Genomic DNA, 17680 nt, shown 5'->3' on the forward strand with positions numbered 1-17680 from the left:
TGCGACAGGGGCTCGGCTTCGGCCGAGCCCCTGTCGCGTTCCGGAGGTGCGCTACGGGCGTGCTCCGACCATCCGCTCGCGCACCTCGCGTCGCAGGACCTTGCCGACGAGCGAGCGCGGCAGCTCGTCGACGACGTCGATGCGCCGCGGCACCTTGTAGGCGGCGAGGTGCGTGCGGCAGAAGTCGCGCAGCGCCTCGGGCTCCGCGGCCGCGCCCTCGCGCAGCACGACCGATGCGCCCACGGACTCCCCGCCCTGCCCGCGCGGGAGCGACACGACCGCTGCGTCGACGACGTCGGGATGCGACAGGAGCGTCTCCTCGACCTCGCTCGGCGAGACGTTGAACCCGCCCGTGATGATGAGCTCCTTGAGCCGGTCGACGATCGTCACGAACCCGTCGGGTGAGACGGTCGCGATGTCGCCCGTGCGCAGCCATCCGCCCTCGAGCAGCGCCGCGCGCGTCTCGGCGGGGCGCTGCCAGTAGCCCGAGAACACCTGCGGCCCGCGCAGGAGCAGCTCGCCCGCCTCGCCCGGAGGCAGGTCCTTGGTCGGGTCGTCGGGGTCGACGACGCGGATGTCGGTGCTCGGGAACGGGACGCCGACCGTCCCGGGGCGGCGCGTGGGTCCCATCGGGTTGCCGAGCGCGACGGGGGAGGACTCCGTCATGCCGTAGCCCTCGACGAGCACGCCGCCGCTGATCTCCTCCCAGCGGCGGACGGTCGCCGTCGGGAGGCTCATCGCGCCCGAGATGGCGAAGCGGATCGAGCTGAGGTCGATCGCGCCCTGCGCGGCCGCGCGCGCGAGACGGTCGTAGATCGGCGGGACCGCCGGCAGGAACGTCGGCGGGCTCGTGCGCGCGGCCTTCGTGACGAGGTCGACGTCGAACGTCGGGAAGAGCACGAGGCGCGCGCCGATGCTCATCGCGAAGGTCAGGCAGAGCGTCATGCCGTACGCGTGGAACAGGGGGAGGACCCCGTAGAACGTCTCCGCACCCGGTCGGAGCCCTGGCACCCACGCCTCGCCCTGCATCGCGTTCGCGCGGAGGTTCCGGTGCGTGAGCATGGCGCCCTTGGGTGAGCCGGTCGTGCCGCTCGTGTACTGCAGAAGCGCGATGTCGTCGAGCGCGGGGCGAGGCGTCCTCCGCGACAGGCGGCGCGCGCCGACGATCGACTCCCAGGTCGTCACCCGGCGGGCGGATGGCCGCTGCGTGAGCTTCGCGCGGGCGGCGCGTGCCGACGGGAGGGGAAGGCGGAGGCCCAGCCGCATCGCGAACGGGAGCGCCCGCGTCAGATCGACGCTCACGATGCCCTCGACGCGCACGTCGTCGGGGAACCCCGCGACGGTGTCGTGCACCCTGTCCCACACGATCGCGAAGCGCGCGCCGTGGTCCTCGAACTGATGACGCAGCTCGCGCGCGGTGTACAGCGGGTTGTGCTCGACGACGATGGCTCCCAGACGCAGAAGCGCGTAGAACGCGACCACGTGCTGCGGGCAGTTCGGCAGGACGATCGCGACGCGGTCTCCGCGTCGCACGCCGAGACGGCGCAGGCCCTCGGCCGCGCGCTCGATCTGCTCGCCGAGCTCGCGGTAGCTCGTCTCGGCGCCGAAGAACTCGAGCGCGGTCCGGCGTCCGAAGGCGGCGGCGCTCGCGTCCATCATGTCGACGAGGGTCTGGGTGACCTCGCCGATCTCGTGCGGCACCTCCGGCGGATACGCGGACAGCCAGGGCCGGGAGTCGTACGGAGACGTCATGACCCCACGCTAGCCGCGGCCCCTCTGCGCCACCCGGGTCTTGACAGGCGGCAGGGTCTTGACAGGCGGCCGGGTCGCGTCAGTCGCGGGACGTCACCCAGCGCGCGAGCTGCGCGAAGAGCGCGCGGCGGCCATCCGAGGCCCACGACCGCTCGTCGTGGCCGAGAGCGTCGACGGCGACCCGCGACGCGCCGTGCGCGCGCACCCACGCGGTCGGCTGGCTCTCGCCCTCCGTCTCGTGCCGCGCCACGACCATCCGCTCGCCGAAGGCCTGCAGACGTGTGTAGCGCTCGTCCTCGACGTCGAAGTCGTCGATCCGCGTGCCGTCGGGCAGCGCGTCGCCCGCGATGCGCACGCGGTCGAGGGGCGGATGCCACGAGATGCCCGGCACCCACATCCCGCCGATCGCGCCCGGCCAGTCGGGGTAGTCGCGCAGCGAGGAGAGCGCCGCGTGCACGGCGATGACGCCGATCCCGCGCTCGAGCGCGGCGTGCAGGCCGTCGACGGAGGCCCCGGGGAGCGGCTCGGTCGTCTCGGATCGCCACGGGTCGCCCGCGTTCACGACGAGCAGGTCGACGCCCTCGAGCCGGGTCATCGCGCCGTCGACGTCCTCGTCGATCTCGACGTCGAAGCCCGCCTCGCGCAGGACATCCGCGATGAGCGGGCTGGTCTTCGTGTACGGATGCCAGGGGTCGGCGTAGCGGCCCGTTCCGGTGGCGATGAGCGCGCGCATGGGTCTCCTTCGTGTCCAGCCCGATGCTATCGGCCCGCCCAGGTCGGAGCAGGGAGCTCACCGTGTCTCACTCGCCGCGGGAATGGCGGCGGGATTCCCGCGGCGAGTGAGACATGCAGAGGGGGCAGAAGACCCGGGGGTCAGAGGGTCAGAACACGATGGTGTGGTTGCCGTGGCGGATGACCCGGTCCTGGGCGTGCCAGAGCACGGCGCGCGAGAGGACCGCGCGCTCGACGTCGGCTCCGCGGCGGCGGAGGTCGTCGGCCGAATCGGCGTGCGTGACCCGCACGACGTCCTGCTCGATGATCGGACCCTCGTCGAGGTCCTCGGTGACGTAGTGGCTCGTCGCGCCGATGAGCTTGACGCCGCGCTCCTTCGCCTTGCGGTACGGGTTCGCCCCGATGAACGCCGGCAGGAACGAGTGGTGGATGTTGATCACCGGCACGCCGACCTGCTCGAGGAAGTCGCTCGAGAGGATCTGCATGTACCGGGCGAGCACGACGAAGTCGACGTTGCCCTTCAGCAGCCGGACGATCTCGGCCTCGGACTGCGACTTGTCCGGCCCCGCCTGCGACGGCACGTGGAAGAACGGCACGCCGAACGAGCGGACGTCCTCGGCGGTCGTCGTGTGGTTCGCGATGACCATCGGGATGCTCACCGGCAGCTCGCCGCGACGATGGCGCCATAGCAGGTCGAGCAGGCAGTGGTCGTCCTTGGAGGCGAGGATGGCCATCCGCTTCGGGATCGACAGATCGTTGAGCGTCCAGTTCATGCCGAGCGGCGCGAGGGTCGCGGTGAGGTCGGCCTCGATCTCGTCCTTCGCGACCGGGAAGTTGGGGCGATGGAACACGACGCGCTGGAAGAACTTCCCGCCCTCGGGGTCGGTCGAGTGCTGATCGAGCGACACGATGTTGCCCTGGTTGCGCGCGATGAGCGCGGCGATCGCGGCCACGACCCCCGACTGGTCGGGGCCGTCGACGATGAGGCAGGCGTGGTCGATCAGTTCTTCCCTCTGGGGCGTCATGCCCTCCATTCTCTCAGCGCCTCTCCGGGCATCCGTGCAGCGGCGACTCGCCGGATCCGCTGCCGTGCCTTAGGTTAGCCAAGCCTAAGTAACAGACGAGCATGGAGGATCACGCGAATGGCACGAGTTCTGCCGGAGACGAGCGGGAGCGCCGCGGGGGAGACAGCCGGTGCGACCGCGCTGCTGACGGATCGGACCGCGGACGAGTACGCGCGGCTCGTGCACGGCGTCGTCGACGCCGTCGCGGCGCGGTTCCGGATGACGACCGCCCCGTCCTCGGGTGCCGAGCGGCGGGAGCTCGAGGCGCTCGTCGACGCCGTCGCGCTCGACGACGACGGCATCGGCAGCGCGGCGGCGCTCCGCGAGGCCGACGAGCTCTACGCGCAGCACGCGGTCTGGTTCCACCACCCGGCCTACGCCGCGCACCTCAACTGCCCGGTCGTCCTCCCGGCCGTCGCCGCCGAGGCGATGCTCGCGGCGATCAACACCTCGGTCGACACGTACGACCAGTCCCTCGTCGCGACGCTCATGGAGCGGCGCCTCGTCGCCTGGACGGCGGAGCGGATCGGGTTCGCTGACGGCGACGGGATCTTCACCTCGGGCGGCACGCAGTCGAACCTGCAGGCGCTCTTCCTCGCGCGGGAGAAGGCGCTGCGCGGGGTCGACGACCGCGGACGCGCGATGGCGCGGCTGCGCGTGCTCACGACCGCCGCGAGTCACTTCTCCGTCGCCCGGTCCGCGCACCTTCTCGGGCTCTCGGCCGACGCGGTCGTGCCGGTCGGGGTCGACCCGGACGGGCGGATGGATCCCGCGGCGCTCGCACGGGCGCTCGCGGAGACGACGGGCGCGGGCGGGGTCGTCATGGCCGTCGTCGTCACCGCGGGCACGACCGACCGCGGCATCGTCGACCCCATCCGTCCGGCGGCAGGTCTGTGCGACGCGTACGGCGTGTGGCTGCACGTCGACGCCGCGTACGGCGGGGGCCTGCTCGTGTCGCCCACACGGCGCGGGCTGCTGGACGGGATCGAGCGTGCGAGCTCGGTCACGGTCGACTTCCACAAGACGTTCTTCCAGCCCGTGTCCTCGAGCGCGCTCATCGTGCGCGAGGCGACCGACCTCCTCGCCGCCGCGTGGCACGCCGACTACCTGAACCCCGTCGAGGAGGCGCGGGCCGACGACGCCGACCCGAACCAGGTCGACCGCTCGCTGCAGACCACGCGGCGCTTCGACGCGCTCAAGCTGTGGACGACCCTGCGCGCGCTGGGCCCCGACCGGGTGGGGCGGATGTTCGACGACGTCTGCGCGCTGGCCCGCCGTGTGCGCGAGCGCCTCGACGCCGACCCCGAGCTGCGCCCGGTCGGCACGACCGATCTCAGCACGGTGCTGTTCCGCTACCAGCCGGATGGCGTCGACGACGCGACCGCGGACCGGCTCGTCCCGCTCGTGCGCCGCGTGCTCTTCCAGTCGGGCCGCGCCATGGTCGCCCGGACGGTCATCGACGGCGTCCCGTGTCTCAAACTGACGCTGCTGAACCCCGACGCCACTCTGGCGGACATCGAGGCCGTGCTCGACCTCGTGCGCGCGACGGCGCACGGGCTCCTCGCGGGCGACGCCCTCGCGACGCGCGACGATCCGCCGTGCCGCGACGTCCATCCGCGCCTCCCGCGCCTGATCGCCGAGGAGGACGGCCGATGAGCGCGGTCCGCGATCTCGTCGGGATCGGCATCGGCCCGTTCGGACTCGGGCTCGCCGCCCTCGCGCAGCCGCTGCCCGACGTCGATGCCGTCTTCCTCGACCAGGCCGACGGCTTCCGGTGGCATCCGGGCATGATGATCGACGGCGCGACCATCCAGGTGCCGTTCCTCGCGGACCTCGTGACGATGGCCGACCCGACCTCGCCGTACTCGTTCCTCGCGTTCCTGAAAGCGACGGGGCGGCTCTACCCGTTCTACATCCGCGAGTCCTTCTATCCGCTGCGCTCGGAGTACGACGCCTACTGCCGCTGGGTCGCGGCGCAGCTGCCGACGCTGCGCTGGCGCCGCCGTGTCGTCGCCGTGGAGGAGGCCGGAGACCTGCTCCGCGTCCGCGCCGAGGTGCGCGGGCCGGATGGCGGGGTGCGCGGCATCGAGGAGCATCTCGCGCGGCACGTCGTCCTGGCCGTCGGCACACGACCCGTGCTGCCGTCGGCTCTCCAGAGGCTGTCCGGCGCGGGCGCAGGCCCGGTCGTCCACTCCGCCGAGTACCTCCCGAACCGCGCAGCGCTCCTCGCGAGCGGCGCGGTGACGGTCGTCGGCAGCGGGCAGTCCGCCGCCGAGGTCTACCGCGACCTGCTCGAGGCGCGCGAGGGGCGGGTGGACTGGGTCACGCGCTCGCCGCGGTTCTTCCCGATGGAGTACACCAAGCTCACGCTCGAGATGACGTCGCCCGAGTACACCGACCACTACCGCTCCCTTCCCGAGGAGCTGCGCGAGCGTCTCGGCCGCGAGCAGCGCGGGCTCTACAAGGGCATCAGCGCGGACCTCGTCGACGAGATCTACGACACCCTCTACCGGCTGTCGAGCGCGGACGGCACGGTGCCGTCCACGCTGCTCACCGACACCGAGGTCGTCGACGCGCGCCATGACGTCGAGACGGGCGAGCACGTGCTCACCCTGCGCCACGCGCAGCTCGATCGGACGCACGAGCACCGCACGAGGGCCGTTGTCGCCGCCACCGGCTACCGCGCCGAGGTCCCCGACTTCCTCGACCCGGTCGCGCATCGCGTGCGCAGGGATCGCCGCGGCCGCCTCGACGTCGCGCGGACGTACGCCGTCGACGACGCCGAGCGCATCCATGTCGTCGGCGGCGAGGAGCACACGCACGGCGTGACGGCGCCCGACCTCGGCTTCGGGCCCTGGCGGGCGTCGGTCGTGCTCGCGGCCATCACGGGCCGTGAGCCGTACCCGATCGAGCGGAGGATCGCGTTCCAGACCTTCGGCGTCCCCGGTGACGGCGCGGCGACGGATGGCGCGGCGCGCGTGCTCGAGGAGGCGGCGCGATGAGCGCGACGGCCGTCTCCGCCCGGCTCGCCGTCGAGATCGAGCCGATCGATCCCGCGCGCGACGCAGCGCGCCTGCAGCGGTGGCTCGCGCATCCGCGCTCGCGCTTCTGGGAGATGGCGGACCTCGACGTCGCGCAGGTCCGCGCGTACCTCGAGACGATCGCGGATGACGCGAGGCACGGGGGATGGCTCGGGCGCGTCGACGGGGAGGCCGCGTTCTACGTCGAGACCTACGAGCCCGACACGCTGCTCCCGCCGGACGTGTTCCGCGCCGAGCCCGGCGACATCGGCATGCATCTCCTCATCGCGCCGCCTGCGGGCGACCCGAAGACGGGCTTCACGTCGGCGGTCATGCGCGGGGTGATGCGCTTCTGCCTCGGCACGCCGCGGGAGGGCGGACTCGGCCGGAGCCGGGTCGTCGTCGAGCCCGACGTGCGCAACGAGCCGATCCTCGCGAAGAACGCCGCCGCGGGCTTCCGGGTGCTCGGGGAGGTCGACCTCCTCGCGGAGGGGCGGGTCAAGCGCGCCGCGCTCAGCGTCTGCACGCGCGACGACTTCGCGGCGAGCCCGCTGGGCGCCGGCTGGGCGGGGGAGCGCTCGCCGCTGCCGCACCTCACCGCCGACCTGGCTGCGCACGCGCATCGGCACCTCGTCGTGAAGGCGCTCTCGGAGCTCTCCCACGAGCGGCTCATCGCGCCGACGCCGCTCGCGGACGGGCGGTGGGAGGTGGCCGAGGGCGACGTGCGCTACACCTTCCGCGCCCGCCTGCTCCCCCTCGAGCACTGGGCGATCGACCCCGCGAGCGTGCGGCGCGAGCGCGACGGCGCCGAGCTCGAGCTCGACGTGCTCGAGCTGATCCTCGAGCTCCAGCCGCGGCTGGGCATCCCCGATCAGCTCCTGTCGGTCTACCTCGAGGAGCTCTCGTCGACGCTCGCGAGCGCGGCCGGCAAGCGCCAGCGCGCTCTGGACGGCGCGTCGCCGACCGCCGAGGGCCTGCTCGAGGCGAGCTTCCCCGAGACGGAGGCGGCGATGACGGAGGGGCATCCGGGTTTCCTCGCCAACAACGGGCGCATCGGGTTCTCGCACGCGGACTGGAGCGCGTTCGCGCCCGAGAACGGACGCCGCACGCGCCTCGTGTGGGTCGCGGCCGCCCGCGAGCACACGCACCTGTCGCTCGGGCGCGGTCTCGACGAGGCGACGCACCTCGAGCAGGCGCTCACGGCCGACGAGCGGCGCGCCTTCGCGGAGCGCCTCGCCGACGCGGGTCACGACCCCGCGGGCTTCCATCTCCTCCCGCTCCACCCCTGGCAGGCGGAGCACCGTCTCCCGGTCACCTTCGCCGCGGACGTCGCGCGCGGTCACCTCGTCCTCCTCGGGCGGAGCGCCGACGAGTACCAGGCGCAGCAGTCCATCCGGACGTTCCTCAACCTCACGCGGCCCGGCGCTCCCTATGTGAAGGTGGCCCTGGCCATCCAGAACATGGGCTTCCTGCGCGGCCTCTCGCCCGCGTACATGCGCGACACCCCCGCGATCAACGACTGGGTCGCCGGCACCGTCGCGTCGGACGCGACCTTCGCGGAGGCCGGCTTCGCCGTGCTGCGCGAGCGTGCGGCGATCGGGTACACGGGCGACATCTACCACCGCACGCCGACCCCGAACCCCCACCGGAAGATGCTCGCGGCGCTGTGGCGCGAGAGCCCCGTGCCGCTCATCGGCCCGGGGGAGCGGCTCGTCACGATGGCCGCCCTGCTCCACCGCGATCACGAGGGCTCCGCCTACGCGACGACTCTCATCCGGGCGTCGGGTCGATCGCCCGAGGAGTGGCTGCGGGCCTACCTCCACGCGTACCTGCGGCCGCTCGTGCACGGCGTGCTCGGCCACGATCTCGCGTTCATGCCGCACGGCGAGAACCTCATCCTCGTGCTGCGCGAGCACACCGTCGCGCGCGCGTTCATGAAGGACATCGGCGAGGAGGTCGCCGTGCTCGGTCCGCGCGGCCTGCCGCCGGAGGTCGAGCGCATCCGCGCCGAGGCGCCGGGGAGCGAGAAGGCCCTCGCGATCTTCACCGACGTGTTCGACGGCGTCCTGCGGCACCTCGCGGCGATCCTCGATGCGGACGGGCTCCTCCCTGCCCCGTCGTTCTGGCGGCTCGTGGCCGAGTGCCTCGACCGCTACGAAGGCGACCACCCCGACCTCGCGCGCGGGCTCGCGGGCGACGTCGACCTGAGGGCCGGGTCCTTCGCGCACTCGTGCCTCAACCGCCTGCAGCTGCGCAACACGCTCCAGATGGTCGACCTCGCCAACCAGGCGGAGTCGCTGCTGTACGCGGGTGAGATGCCGAACCCGGTCGCGCGCGTCTGATCGTCACGCGAGGGAGGGGAGCGCACGAGCCCCTCCCTCGCGTGACGGGCCGTTCCCAGGGGCGGGTTCCCTAGACTGGACGTGTCCCTTCGCACGCACGAGGTCCCATCACCATGCCCGCACGTCAGCCGTTCGCCCCGAGCACGCGCCACGTCCAGCTGCTGCGCGCGCTCATCGCGGCGTTGGCGGCCCTCATGGTGACCTTCTCGCCCGATCACTCGGCCGCGGTCGGGCTCTCGGTCTTCAGCGGGTGGGCGATCGCGACCGCCGTCGTGCTGGGGCTCGGCACCTGGATGGTCACGTCCGCGGGGCAGCGCGTCCTGCCCGCCCTGCTGGCCTTCGCACACCTCTTCGCCGGCATGGCCGCGGGCATCACGAGCCTGCGCGGCCCGGCTCTCTACTTCGTCGTCATCCCCGTGTGGGCGCTCGTCGCAGGAGCGCTCGAGACGGGCCTCGGCGTCGCCCAGCGCCGCCGTGGCGAGAGGATCGTCGCGCGCGACACCCTCACGATCGGCGTGCTGACCCTCGTCATCGGCGCGGCGACGCTGCTCGTGCCCTCGGGATACGCGCTCGACTACTTCATCGAGGACGCCGGACGCACCTTCACCCTCACCGGCGAGATCATCGCGGTCGGCCTCTTCGGCGGCTACGCGGCGATCGTCGCGGTGTTCCTCGCGATCGCCGGGTTCTCGCCCGCGTCGCCGTCCGCCGCGTCGGCGGAGACCGCCGCACCCATCAGCGGGGGCGACCCCCGCACCTCGGAGGACCGTCCGTGACCGACAAGCCCACCCGACGCGCGCTCATGCGCCCTGTCCAGCTGCTCGCGATCGCCTTCGGGTCGGCCGTGTTCGCGCTGCTCGTGGGCGCCATGTCGATGGGGGCGTTCACGCAGCAGCCCATCGAGGTCATCTCCCAGGCCTGGACGGTCGCCTCGATCATCGCGGGCATCGTCTTCATCGTCGTGCTGCTCGTCGTCGCGATGCTGCTCCTCGTGGTCGACCCGGCCGACGTGACGAAGACGATCGACCGCCCCGTGCTCCTCCCCGACGAGGACGAGCCAGAGGCGAAGTAGTCCCCGCGGCCCACCCGGCCCCGCCCCCGCCGCCCCGCGCCACCGCCGCCCCGCCACCGCCCTGCCACGCCCCGCGCCACCGCCGGGCGCAGGCGAATCGCGCGGCAGCAGGACGTCGTCGCCGAATCCATCCTGCTGTGGGCGGATTCTCCTGCTCTGGCGCGCGCTCCGCGTGCTCAGAACCGGGACGAGCTGCCGGAGCCTGAGAAGCTCCCGCCGCTCGAGCCGTACCCGGTCGCGCTGCCGCCGCTCGAGAACGAGGACGACGACGCGGCGCTGCGGTCGCTCTCGACCTGCGTGACGCCGGCCGAGTATCCGGCGCTGAAGGCCACGGGGCTCCAGTACTGCCCCGGCGTCGACACCGTGTCGAGGATCGAGCCTGTGCGGGCGCGGTTCGTCTGGCGCTCGCGCTCGAGCTCGGCCTCCATCGCCTCGCGCTCCGAGTCGGCTTGCGCGAACGCCGCGATGAGGGCGCGCGAGTGATCGGCGAGCAGGTCCGAGAGCCGCGCGCGCAGCGCCTCCAGCGCCGCGAGCGCGTCGCCCGGCTCGAGGGAGCCCGCGCGCAGTCCGGCGCCGAGCCGCTCGAGCTCGGCCTCGGCCTCCGCCCGGAAGGCCGTGAGCGCGTGCGCGGTCGCGAGCTCCGCCGCCGCGGGGTCCTCCACGAGCGCCGTGATCCCCGCGAGGTCCTCGCGCACCGGATCGACCTGCGCCGCCCACGCGCGCTCCCACGTGTGCGACTTCGTGAGGAGCGCCGCGGCGTGCACGATCGCGTCGTCGACGAAGTCCATCTCGGCCGTCTCGTCGGCGAACCGGCGCGCGGCCTCCACGGCGTCGGCGCGCGAGCGCTCCTTCTTCGTGAGCGCCTCGATGCGGCGCTGCTCCTCGAGGGCACGGTGGTAGCGGGCCGAGAAGTCGTGGAAGCGCTGGTCGAGCCGCTGCGCGTACGGCGAGTCCGACGGCAGCGTGCGCGCCGCGAGCTCCGTTGTCTCGAGGTCCATCGTCACGCGGGTGAGATGCTCGCCTCCGCGCGTGAGCGCCGCCGCGACCTTCTCACGGCGGCTCGCGCGGACGCCGAGGGCGATGAGCCACGCGCCTACAGCCGCGCCCCCGCCCACCCAGCCTGTGACGATGACGGCGGGCGAGGCGTACCAGGGGCGCTCGATGATCCCCGCGGCGGCCTCGACGCCGTCGATCACCCCGCCCGTCCAGTCGCCTGCGCGAAACGCGTCCTTCGTCGCGTCCTGGATGGCCGCCTGGTCGTCGAGCGACACGGCGCGGTCCTCGCCGAAGTACGTCCCGACCTGTCGGCCCTCAGGGTCGAGGGCGAGGAGGAACAGCCCGTCGGCCCACTTCTGGCCGTCGTCGGTGATCCACTCGGGATGGCTCTCGCGCGCGTACGCGAGGACGCGCTCGTTCATCTCATCGGAGGCCTCGCCCTCGTAGGTGTAGATCGCGACGGTGGTGGGCGCGTAGAAGTCGATCACGTCGAGCGCGTCCTCGAGCTGCGGCAGGTAGAGGCGACCGGCGGTGTCCTCGACGACGAGGTCGCCGTCGTCGAGGGAGACGGCCTGCGCTGCCGTCGCGCCGCCGAGCGCGGTCAGGGCGAGGATGGCGGTCGCGACCGCCGCGCGCATCCATCGGGACATGGGACCTCCCCGGTCGTCGTCGTGACCACCCTAGGCGCGCGTCCCGGCCGCGCGGATCCGCCGCACGACGGAGGTCAGCACCCCTGGGCCTCGCATGACCTCGGCCGATGGCGGATCTCCTATCTGGGTAGGGCGGCCATTCGTCGGGGTGCCCGGAAGATATGAAGAACCGCGCCTGCGCTCCAGACGGCGCACGCGACGGCAAAGGGGATGGCCTCGTCTCCGTCCTGTGCGGTGAGGGTGAGGATTCCGATCGGGTCTTCGCTCGGGCGGGGTATGAACAGGTACGGCAAGATGAGCCATGCCAGCGGAACGGTCCATGCGAACCATTGCCCCACGACGGCTGAGGCGATGAGGGCGGCGCCGGTCAGCGCGAGGAGATTGCGTACGAGAGCAGCCGCGTTCGCGAACTCCGGCGGGACGGACACAGCGGCGGCGAGGGCGGTGCCGAGCACGATGGCGATCGCCGCGGCTGTCGTGAGAACGATGATGTGGGCGCCGCGCCAGGGGCGAAGCGACCGCGACGAGACGAGTTCCTTCGTATGAAGCCCGGGATGCAGAGTCGCCTGAATCGCGATCGCCGGCAGGAGCGGCAACTGCTGCGCGACCGCGATCGGAAACTCGCCTCTGGGAATCAGCGTGTATGTCGCATGCCCCGCAGCCCAGAGGAGAAGGCCGGTCGCGAGGCTGACCCCCGCGACGATGAGCCACCGGCGTGAGGTGATGAAGAGCTGGGCGCCGGTCACGGGAGCTCCGCGAGCGACAGGCTGCATGACATGTAGTCGGCCTCATGCTCCCGGAACCATGCGTTTCCCGCCTCGACGTCCAATGCCATGAAGCGGTCGAGCTCGGCCTTACCGGGAGCAACGTCGCCGAAGGTCGAGATGCCGAGCTCGTCGAGCCCGGTCAGCCAGGTGTTGACGACGCCCACGGCGTAGAAGGCCTCGAGATCTGCAGGGTCGCATCCCATGATCCCGCCGTACTTGTTGACGTAGCGTGCGACGGCGAGCTGCATGCCGAAGTCATTGTTCTGCTCGATGTACACGCTGCGAGCGCCGGGACTCGGCTCGTCGCCGATGCCTTCGACATTCTGCTCGAGCTTCGTCGCGACGAGCCCTGTTCCCGAGGCCCGGTCATTGAAGTCCTCGAACTGCGCGCGAAGATCCGGCATCGCATCGGCGTACCCGCGGTTGAGGCAGATCTCGAGCTCATCGCCTTCGCAGACGAAGTCCCGACTGTTGTATCCAGTGAGGTACTGCCCGTTGGTGGAGATCACCGCGAACCCGCCCGCGAGCGCGACGACAGATGCCCCTGCAACGACCGCGACCGCCATCCTGCGAGCATGGCGCCACCCTCGGCCAACTCCGCAGACGAGGATCAGTGCCACACCGAGGAAGAGCGCGACCTGGCCCAGCATGGCGGTGGGAAGGTGTCGCACGAAGACGCCATCGGTGTTGACGATGACGGGGAACAGGGACTTCACGCCATACGGCATCGGAACGAGGCGGGAGAGGATGTACAGCCCGAGGAAGGCCAGCGCTGCGAGCGGGGCGACGTACCAGCGACGCCCGCCCACGAGTCCGATGACGTAGCCCATGGTTCCCGCCAGCACGAGGGCGGCACCCAGAGCCATCAGCCAGGGCAGGTACGGCGCACCGTAGCGCTGTGTCACCGCGCCCGTGACGGCGAGGACGGCGACCGCAGCAAGGAATCCGAGGAGGACCGGGGCGATGACCGCGGCGGCGTGGATCATCCGCGCCGAGAGCGGCGAGCGGGCGGAGCCAGCCAGGCGGGCAGACGCCGGCAGCACCCAACGGGAGGATTCGAACGCGCAGAAGCCCGCTGCGAGAGTACCTGTGAAGATGCCGGATTGAGACAGCCCTGAGACGAGGTCCGGCCAGAGATCGAGACCGTCTCTGCGGGTGGTCAGCGCGATCAGCACCGAGAGAACCGCGATGATCGCGGCGAGGATCCACGTGCTGGAGTGACGGGTGTGCGTGAGGAGCTGGCGCAGCAAGGCGGGCTTTCAGTTCGTGTTGACGACGGGTCGTGCGCTGACGGCGGCAAGGTATCCGCTCTCGAGTGCCCCGGGATCTCGATGATCAGCACCGCCGAGGGCAGCGAGTTCAGCAGGGGTGCCGTCGAAGACGATCGCACCACTTTCGACGACGAGCACGCGGTCCGCGATCGCCCGGACATCATCCGTCAGGTGGGTGCTGATGAGCACCGCCCGATGGCGTGCTTCCGCGGCGAGGACGCTGCGGAACGATGCGCGCTGGGCAGGATCGAGGCCGACGGTCGGCTCATCCAGGAGCACGACGGAAGGCTCGTTCACCAGCGCTTCGGCAAGACCGACCCGCTGCCTCATTCCTCCCGACATCTTCCGCACGGGCAGATTGCGCCTGTCGAGCAGGTCGACGCGTTCAAGAGCCGACCGGGCGGCCGCCCGCACGTCCGCGACCCCCTTCAGCCACGCAACATACGCGACGCTTTCGAGCGCGGTGAACCCTGCGAAGTAGCGCCAGTCCTGAGGCATGTGCCCGAGCTGGGCGTGATAGCGCCGCAACACGGGGCCCCGTGTGATCTGCTCGCCGTTGAGGTGCACAGATCCGGTGCGGAGGAGATCCGGACGGAGGAGAGCGGACAGGAGCGTCGTCTTCCCCGCGCCGTTGGGTCCGAGCAGGGCCGTGATCCCGTTTTCGAGGGACAGGTTCAGATTGTCGTAGATCCGCCGCCTGCCTCGGTGAAGAGACAGACGGCGGATCTCGAGGGTCGAAGGTGACACTCGAGCGAACCTACCCTTTAGCAGTGCGTGACCGAGCGAACGGCGCTCTCGCGGATGATGTCGCCGCCCGAGTTGCGGTAGTAGGCGGCCTTCGTGAAGTAGTCGGCGGTCCCGCCGTTGTCGCACACGCTCGCGCCCGCCGCCCAGCTCGGTCCAGACCAGTCCATCGACTCGTGGACGTCGACCGCGGGGAGCCAGGACCACCAGTGCCAGAGCTCGACGTGCAGCTTGTAGATGGCGGGCGCGGTGCAGTAGCCCTGGCCGCTGTACTTGATCTTCGTGGACGACGCGACCGGTGCGGTTGCCGAGAGGGAGCAGCCGCTAGGAAGAGTGCCCTGATCCGCCATCGCCGGCGCAGCGGTAGCGGCAACCCCACCGAGCGCGATCGAAGCAGCGAGGACCAGGGACATGAGCTTTCGTTTCATGCCTCACAGCGTATTCATAGGCGATATATCTCCGATGTAGGCCTTTCGGGGGACAACGCTTCCCGGGCGTGTCCAGGTGGTGCGAGAAGCCCATCCAAGCCCTGACCGCCGGTCGCGACCGCCGCGCGCATCCATCGGGACATGGGACCTCCCCGGTCGTCGTCGTGACCACCCTAGGCGCGGGACCCGGCCGCGCGGATCCGCCGCACGACGGAGGTCAGCACCCCTGCGCGAGATCCTCCGGGGCCGTCACCGCGACGTCCTCGCCCCACGCCGCGAACGAGAAGCGGCCGTCGCCGGAGCCATCTCCCGCGAGGAACTCGAGAGGGAGCGGCGCACCCACGGCCGCGACGGTCAGGTGACCGGTCGGGCTCTCGCTGCCGCCCATCACGAGCTCGGTCGTCTCGGCGTCGGCCGCGGGCGGCATGACGGCGACCTCCTCGGCGCTGCGCAGGAGCTGCTCGACGAGCAGCGACGGATCCAGCAGCGGCTGCCAGTCGTCGAGCGCGCTCGCGGAGGCGAGGCACACGAAGCCGTCCCGCGCCGCCGCGAGCCCGCTTCGCTGCGCGAACGCGTCGTTGCCGCGGACGTACGCGGCGCCCTCGGCGACGACGACGTCGAGCGCGAGGTCGCCGGCCGCGAGACTCGCCTCGTACGACTCGGGGTCGCCCGCGAACGTCACCGACACCGTGCGCCCGGGCGAGGGCGGCGTCTCGGGATCATCGTGCACGACGAGCTCGGTGTACGAGCCCTCGTAGCGCACGTCGCCCGCGGCGCGCACCGCCTCCGCGATCTCCGCGATCGCCTGCTCTCCGGGGATGAGCCAGAGTCCGTTCCCCGGGTGCGCGGGGTCGTAGGCGCCGAGGTCCACGCCCTCGAGCGGCTCCGCCTCGACGCCCGCGGCGCCCGAGCAGCCGGCGAGCGCGAGCGCAATCGCCGTGAGCACGAGGGCGGCGGCGGCACGCTGTCTCATCGCTTCGCCTGCGCCACGCACACGCTCTGCGCGCCCTCGCGGGCGAGGGCCGCCGCGTCGAGCGCGACCGGCTGGTCGGCGAAGGCCGCTGCGCGCACGACGAAGCACGTGTCGCTCTCGAACGCGCCCGTCGACTGCGGCAGCCAGACCTCGGTGCTCTCGATCACGAACTGGCTGAGGTCGGTCGCCGTGCCGTCGCCGGGCACGGCGTAGACCGAGTACGCCGCGTCGGGCCCCTCCCAGTCGAGGTGGGCGTTGCCGTCCTGCACGGTGAGCGCGATGTCCGAGACGACGACGTCGCTCGAGAGCATCGCGCTGACGACCATCCACGCGGCCATCCCGAGCATCGCGAGGATCGTGAGGATGGCCGAGACGAGGAAAGCGGGGTGCCGCCACCACCGCTTGGGGCGCTGCTGGCGCGCGGTCAGCTCGGGGAGCGGCCATCCGCCGCGGCCGAGAGGCGGCTTCGGGCCGTCGGCGCGCAGGCGGGTCTGCCCGGCGTCGGTTCCGATCGCGGGCGGCGGGGCTGCGGATGGCGCGTTCATGGGATCCCGTCGATTCTCGCGCACGACCGGATGGGCGGAGGTGGGGAGTACTGCCCCCAACGACACCGGGCAGCCCGACCTAGCATGGGAAGCCGCCGCGTCCGCGCGCGGCGAGGCGACGGAGAGGAGCGACGCATGCGCCGCAGCCTCGCCGTCCTCGCCCTCGCCGCGGCCTCTGCCGCGAGCCTCGTCGCGCCGGCCGCCGCCTACAGCGGGCCGAACGCGATCGCCATCCCGTATCTCGATGAGAAGGCGGTGAACACGCCGGAGGGCTGGACCGTGACGGACTGCGCGCCCGTGCTGGCCGCGTCCGACCTCGTCGTCGCGTGCGCGGCGGACGGGTTCCTCCTGCGCGCGGAGGAGTACGACCCCGACTACGGCAGCGACATCGTGCCGGTGCCCATGACGAACGGGCGCACGACGACGACCATGGAGTACGTCGTGTCTCTCGAGGCGCCCGAGGCTCCGTCGGTCCCGTCGGCCGCCTACCCGCATCCGGTCGCGGCCGGCGGCACCCTGCTCCTCCCCGTGAGCGACCTCGGGGCGACGTGCCTCGTCTGCGGGGGAGGCGGTCGCCTGGAGGTCTTCTCCGTCTCGCCGTCCGATGTCGCCGAGGTCACGGCCACGGAGACGCACCTCGTGATCCGCCCGAAGGCCTCGTTCGACGGCCCGCTCGAGGTCACGGTGCGGATGGCCGACCAGTACGGCACCTGGTCGGAGCCCGCGACTATCACGGTGCCGGTGTACCGCGCCGAGCGGCCGCCCGTGGCGCAGTCCGTGCATGCGCCGCTCACGCCCGGGGAGGTCTCCGAGTTCGATCTCGCGGGGCTCGTGGCGACCGACCCGGGTGCGCGTCTGTCTCTCGTCTCGTGCGGCGACGCGGTGCACGGGACGGTGGTGTGCGGCGCCGACGGCATCGCGCGCTATCTGCCCCGCGACGGCGCGCGCGCCGATCAGTTCAGCTTCCACATCGCGCAGGGCGGCGCGCAGGCGACCGGCTCCGTGACGCTCTCGCTCCCCGACGGCGACCTGCCCACGGAGGGCCTCGTGTCCGCCCAGCCGGTCGAGCCCGCGGAGCGGGTGCCGCGCGCCGAGCTCGAGGCCGCGCAGCAGGCGCAGCGCGACAAGGAGGTCGAGGCCGCGGAGGCGCGCGGCGAGGAGCCGCCGGCAGAGGACGAGGACGTCGAGCTCGTCGGCCTGCGCGTGCCCCTGCGTCTCGCGCCGGCGACGCCCGTGGAATCGGAGCGCTCCGCGGGCGTCTTCCGACCGCTCGGCGCGCTGCTCGATCGGGTGGGCGCCCGATGACCCCGAAGACCCCGAACGA

General features: G+C 72.1%; 16 protein-coding genes. 6 read left to right on the forward strand and 10 right to left on the reverse strand.

Going from position 1 to position 17680, the window contains the following annotated elements:
* Positions 1-51: 51 nt before the first annotated feature.
* The 3 genes from M1D56_RS00180 to purU form a co-directional block, all read right to left on the reverse strand.
* Positions 52-1752: a long-chain-fatty-acid--CoA ligase gene (locus tag M1D56_RS00180; RefSeq protein WP_456284267.1), complete on the reverse strand. Its 1701-nt coding sequence runs from the start codon at positions 1750-1752 to the stop codon at positions 52-54.
* 79 nt (positions 1753-1831) lie between these two features.
* Positions 1832-2485: a ThuA domain-containing protein gene (locus tag M1D56_RS00185; RefSeq protein WP_456284268.1), complete on the reverse strand. Its 654-nt coding sequence runs from the start codon at positions 2483-2485 to the stop codon at positions 1832-1834.
* 148 nt (positions 2486-2633) lie between these two features.
* A complete protein-coding gene (gene purU / locus M1D56_RS00190) occupies positions 2634-3509 on the reverse strand; it encodes a formyltetrahydrofolate deformylase (RefSeq protein WP_271172600.1) in 876 nt (291 codons plus the stop codon).
* A gap of 117 nt (positions 3510-3626) precedes the next feature.
* Between purU and M1D56_RS00195 the strand changes: the two genes are divergently transcribed.
* The 5 genes from M1D56_RS00195 (at position 3627) to M1D56_RS00215 (ending at position 9982) form a co-directional block, all read left to right on the forward strand.
* On the forward strand, positions 3627-5204 hold the full coding sequence (locus M1D56_RS00195; RefSeq protein WP_456284269.1) for a pyridoxal phosphate-dependent decarboxylase family protein: 1578 nt from the start codon (positions 3627-3629) through the stop codon (positions 5202-5204).
* Positions 5201-6550, forward strand: coding sequence for a lysine N(6)-hydroxylase/L-ornithine N(5)-oxygenase family protein (locus M1D56_RS00200; protein ID WP_456284270.1), 1350 nt, complete (start codon positions 5201-5203; stop codon positions 6548-6550). Before M1D56_RS00195 ends, M1D56_RS00200 begins: the two co-directional genes overlap by 4 nt.
* Positions 6547-8910 (forward strand): GNAT family N-acetyltransferase, encoded by a 2364-nt coding sequence (locus M1D56_RS00205; RefSeq protein WP_456284271.1) that lies wholly within the window; start codon positions 6547-6549, stop codon positions 8908-8910. The genes M1D56_RS00200 and M1D56_RS00205 overlap by 4 nt, the downstream gene beginning before the upstream one ends.
* 113 nt (positions 8911-9023) lie before the next feature.
* Entirely contained in the window at positions 9024-9686 is a 663-nt protein-coding gene (locus M1D56_RS00210) for an acyl-CoA synthetase (RefSeq protein ID WP_282978437.1), read from the forward strand.
* Complete coding sequence (locus tag M1D56_RS00215) at positions 9683-9982, forward strand: amino acid transporter (RefSeq protein WP_271172605.1); 300 nt, start codon at positions 9683-9685, stop codon at positions 9980-9982. The genes M1D56_RS00210 and M1D56_RS00215 overlap by 4 nt, the downstream gene beginning before the upstream one ends.
* 176 nt (positions 9983-10158) lie before the next feature.
* Here the strand turns inward: M1D56_RS00215 and M1D56_RS00220 are convergent, their stop codons facing one another.
* The 7 genes from M1D56_RS00220 to M1D56_RS00250 form a co-directional block, all read right to left on the reverse strand.
* Entirely contained in the window at positions 10159-11628 is a 1470-nt protein-coding gene (locus M1D56_RS00220; protein WP_456284272.1) for a DUF5129 domain-containing protein, read from the reverse strand.
* Between the two features lie 119 nt (positions 11629-11747).
* Positions 11748-12374, reverse strand: coding sequence for a hypothetical protein (locus tag M1D56_RS00225; RefSeq protein WP_456284273.1), 627 nt, complete (start codon positions 12372-12374; stop codon positions 11748-11750).
* Complete coding sequence (locus tag M1D56_RS00230; RefSeq protein WP_456284274.1) at positions 12371-13570, reverse strand: hypothetical protein; 1200 nt, start codon at positions 13568-13570, stop codon at positions 12371-12373. Before M1D56_RS00230 ends, M1D56_RS00225 begins: the two co-directional genes overlap by 4 nt.
* Before the next feature lie 84 nt (positions 13571-13654).
* Complete coding sequence (locus M1D56_RS00235; RefSeq protein ID WP_456284275.1) at positions 13655-14413, reverse strand: ATP-binding cassette domain-containing protein; 759 nt, start codon at positions 14411-14413, stop codon at positions 13655-13657.
* 17 nt (positions 14414-14430) lie between these two features.
* Positions 14431-14838 carry a hypothetical protein gene (locus M1D56_RS00240; protein WP_456284276.1) on the reverse strand — a complete coding sequence of 136 codons (408 nt, stop codon included), beginning with the start codon at positions 14836-14838 and terminating at the stop codon, positions 14431-14433.
* Between the two features lie 217 nt (positions 14839-15055).
* A complete protein-coding gene (locus M1D56_RS00245) occupies positions 15056-15811 on the reverse strand; it encodes a hypothetical protein (protein WP_456284277.1) in 756 nt (251 codons plus the stop codon).
* Positions 15808-16356, reverse strand: coding sequence for a hypothetical protein (locus tag M1D56_RS00250; RefSeq protein WP_456284278.1), 549 nt, complete (start codon positions 16354-16356; stop codon positions 15808-15810). The genes M1D56_RS00245 and M1D56_RS00250 overlap by 4 nt, the downstream gene beginning before the upstream one ends.
* Positions 16357-16491: 135 nt before the next feature.
* Between M1D56_RS00250 and M1D56_RS00255 the strand changes: the two genes are divergently transcribed.
* On the forward strand, positions 16492-17661 hold the full coding sequence (locus tag M1D56_RS00255) for an Ig-like domain-containing protein (protein WP_271172609.1): 1170 nt from the start codon (positions 16492-16494) through the stop codon (positions 17659-17661).
* The last annotated feature ends 19 nt before the right edge of the window (positions 17662-17680 follow it).

Source organism: Microbacterium sp. JZ101, assembly GCF_053903175.1.

Bases quoted from the DNA above. Each gene is read 5' to 3' on its own strand.
- M1D56_RS00180 (WP_456284267.1), bottom strand. From the start codon at position 1,752: ATGACGTCTCCGTACGACTCCCGGCCCTGGCTGTCCGCGTATCCGCCG.
- M1D56_RS00185 (WP_456284268.1), bottom strand. From the start codon at position 2,485: ATGCGCGCGCTCATCGCCACCGGAACGGGCCGCTACGCCGACCCCTGG.
- purU (WP_271172600.1), bottom strand. From the start codon at position 3,509: ATGACGCCCCAGAGGGAAGAACTGATCGACCACGCCTGCCTCATCGTC.
- M1D56_RS00195 (WP_456284269.1), top strand. From the start codon at position 3,627: ATGGCACGAGTTCTGCCGGAGACGAGCGGGAGCGCCGCGGGGGAGACA.
- M1D56_RS00200 (WP_456284270.1), top strand. From the start codon at position 5,201: ATGAGCGCGGTCCGCGATCTCGTCGGGATCGGCATCGGCCCGTTCGGA.
- M1D56_RS00205 (WP_456284271.1), top strand. From the start codon at position 6,547: ATGAGCGCGACGGCCGTCTCCGCCCGGCTCGCCGTCGAGATCGAGCCG.
- M1D56_RS00210 (WP_282978437.1), top strand. From the start codon at position 9,024: ATGCCCGCACGTCAGCCGTTCGCCCCGAGCACGCGCCACGTCCAGCTG.
- M1D56_RS00220 (WP_456284272.1), bottom strand. From the start codon at position 11,628: ATGTCCCGATGGATGCGCGCGGCGGTCGCGACCGCCATCCTCGCCCTG.
- M1D56_RS00240 (WP_456284276.1), bottom strand. From the start codon at position 14,838: ATGAAACGAAAGCTCATGTCCCTGGTCCTCGCTGCTTCGATCGCGCTC.
- M1D56_RS00245 (WP_456284277.1), bottom strand. From the start codon at position 15,811: ATGAGACAGCGTGCCGCCGCCGCCCTCGTGCTCACGGCGATTGCGCTC.
- M1D56_RS00250 (WP_456284278.1), bottom strand. From the start codon at position 16,356: ATGAACGCGCCATCCGCAGCCCCGCCGCCCGCGATCGGAACCGACGCC.
- M1D56_RS00255 (WP_271172609.1), top strand. From the start codon at position 16,492: ATGCGCCGCAGCCTCGCCGTCCTCGCCCTCGCCGCGGCCTCTGCCGCG.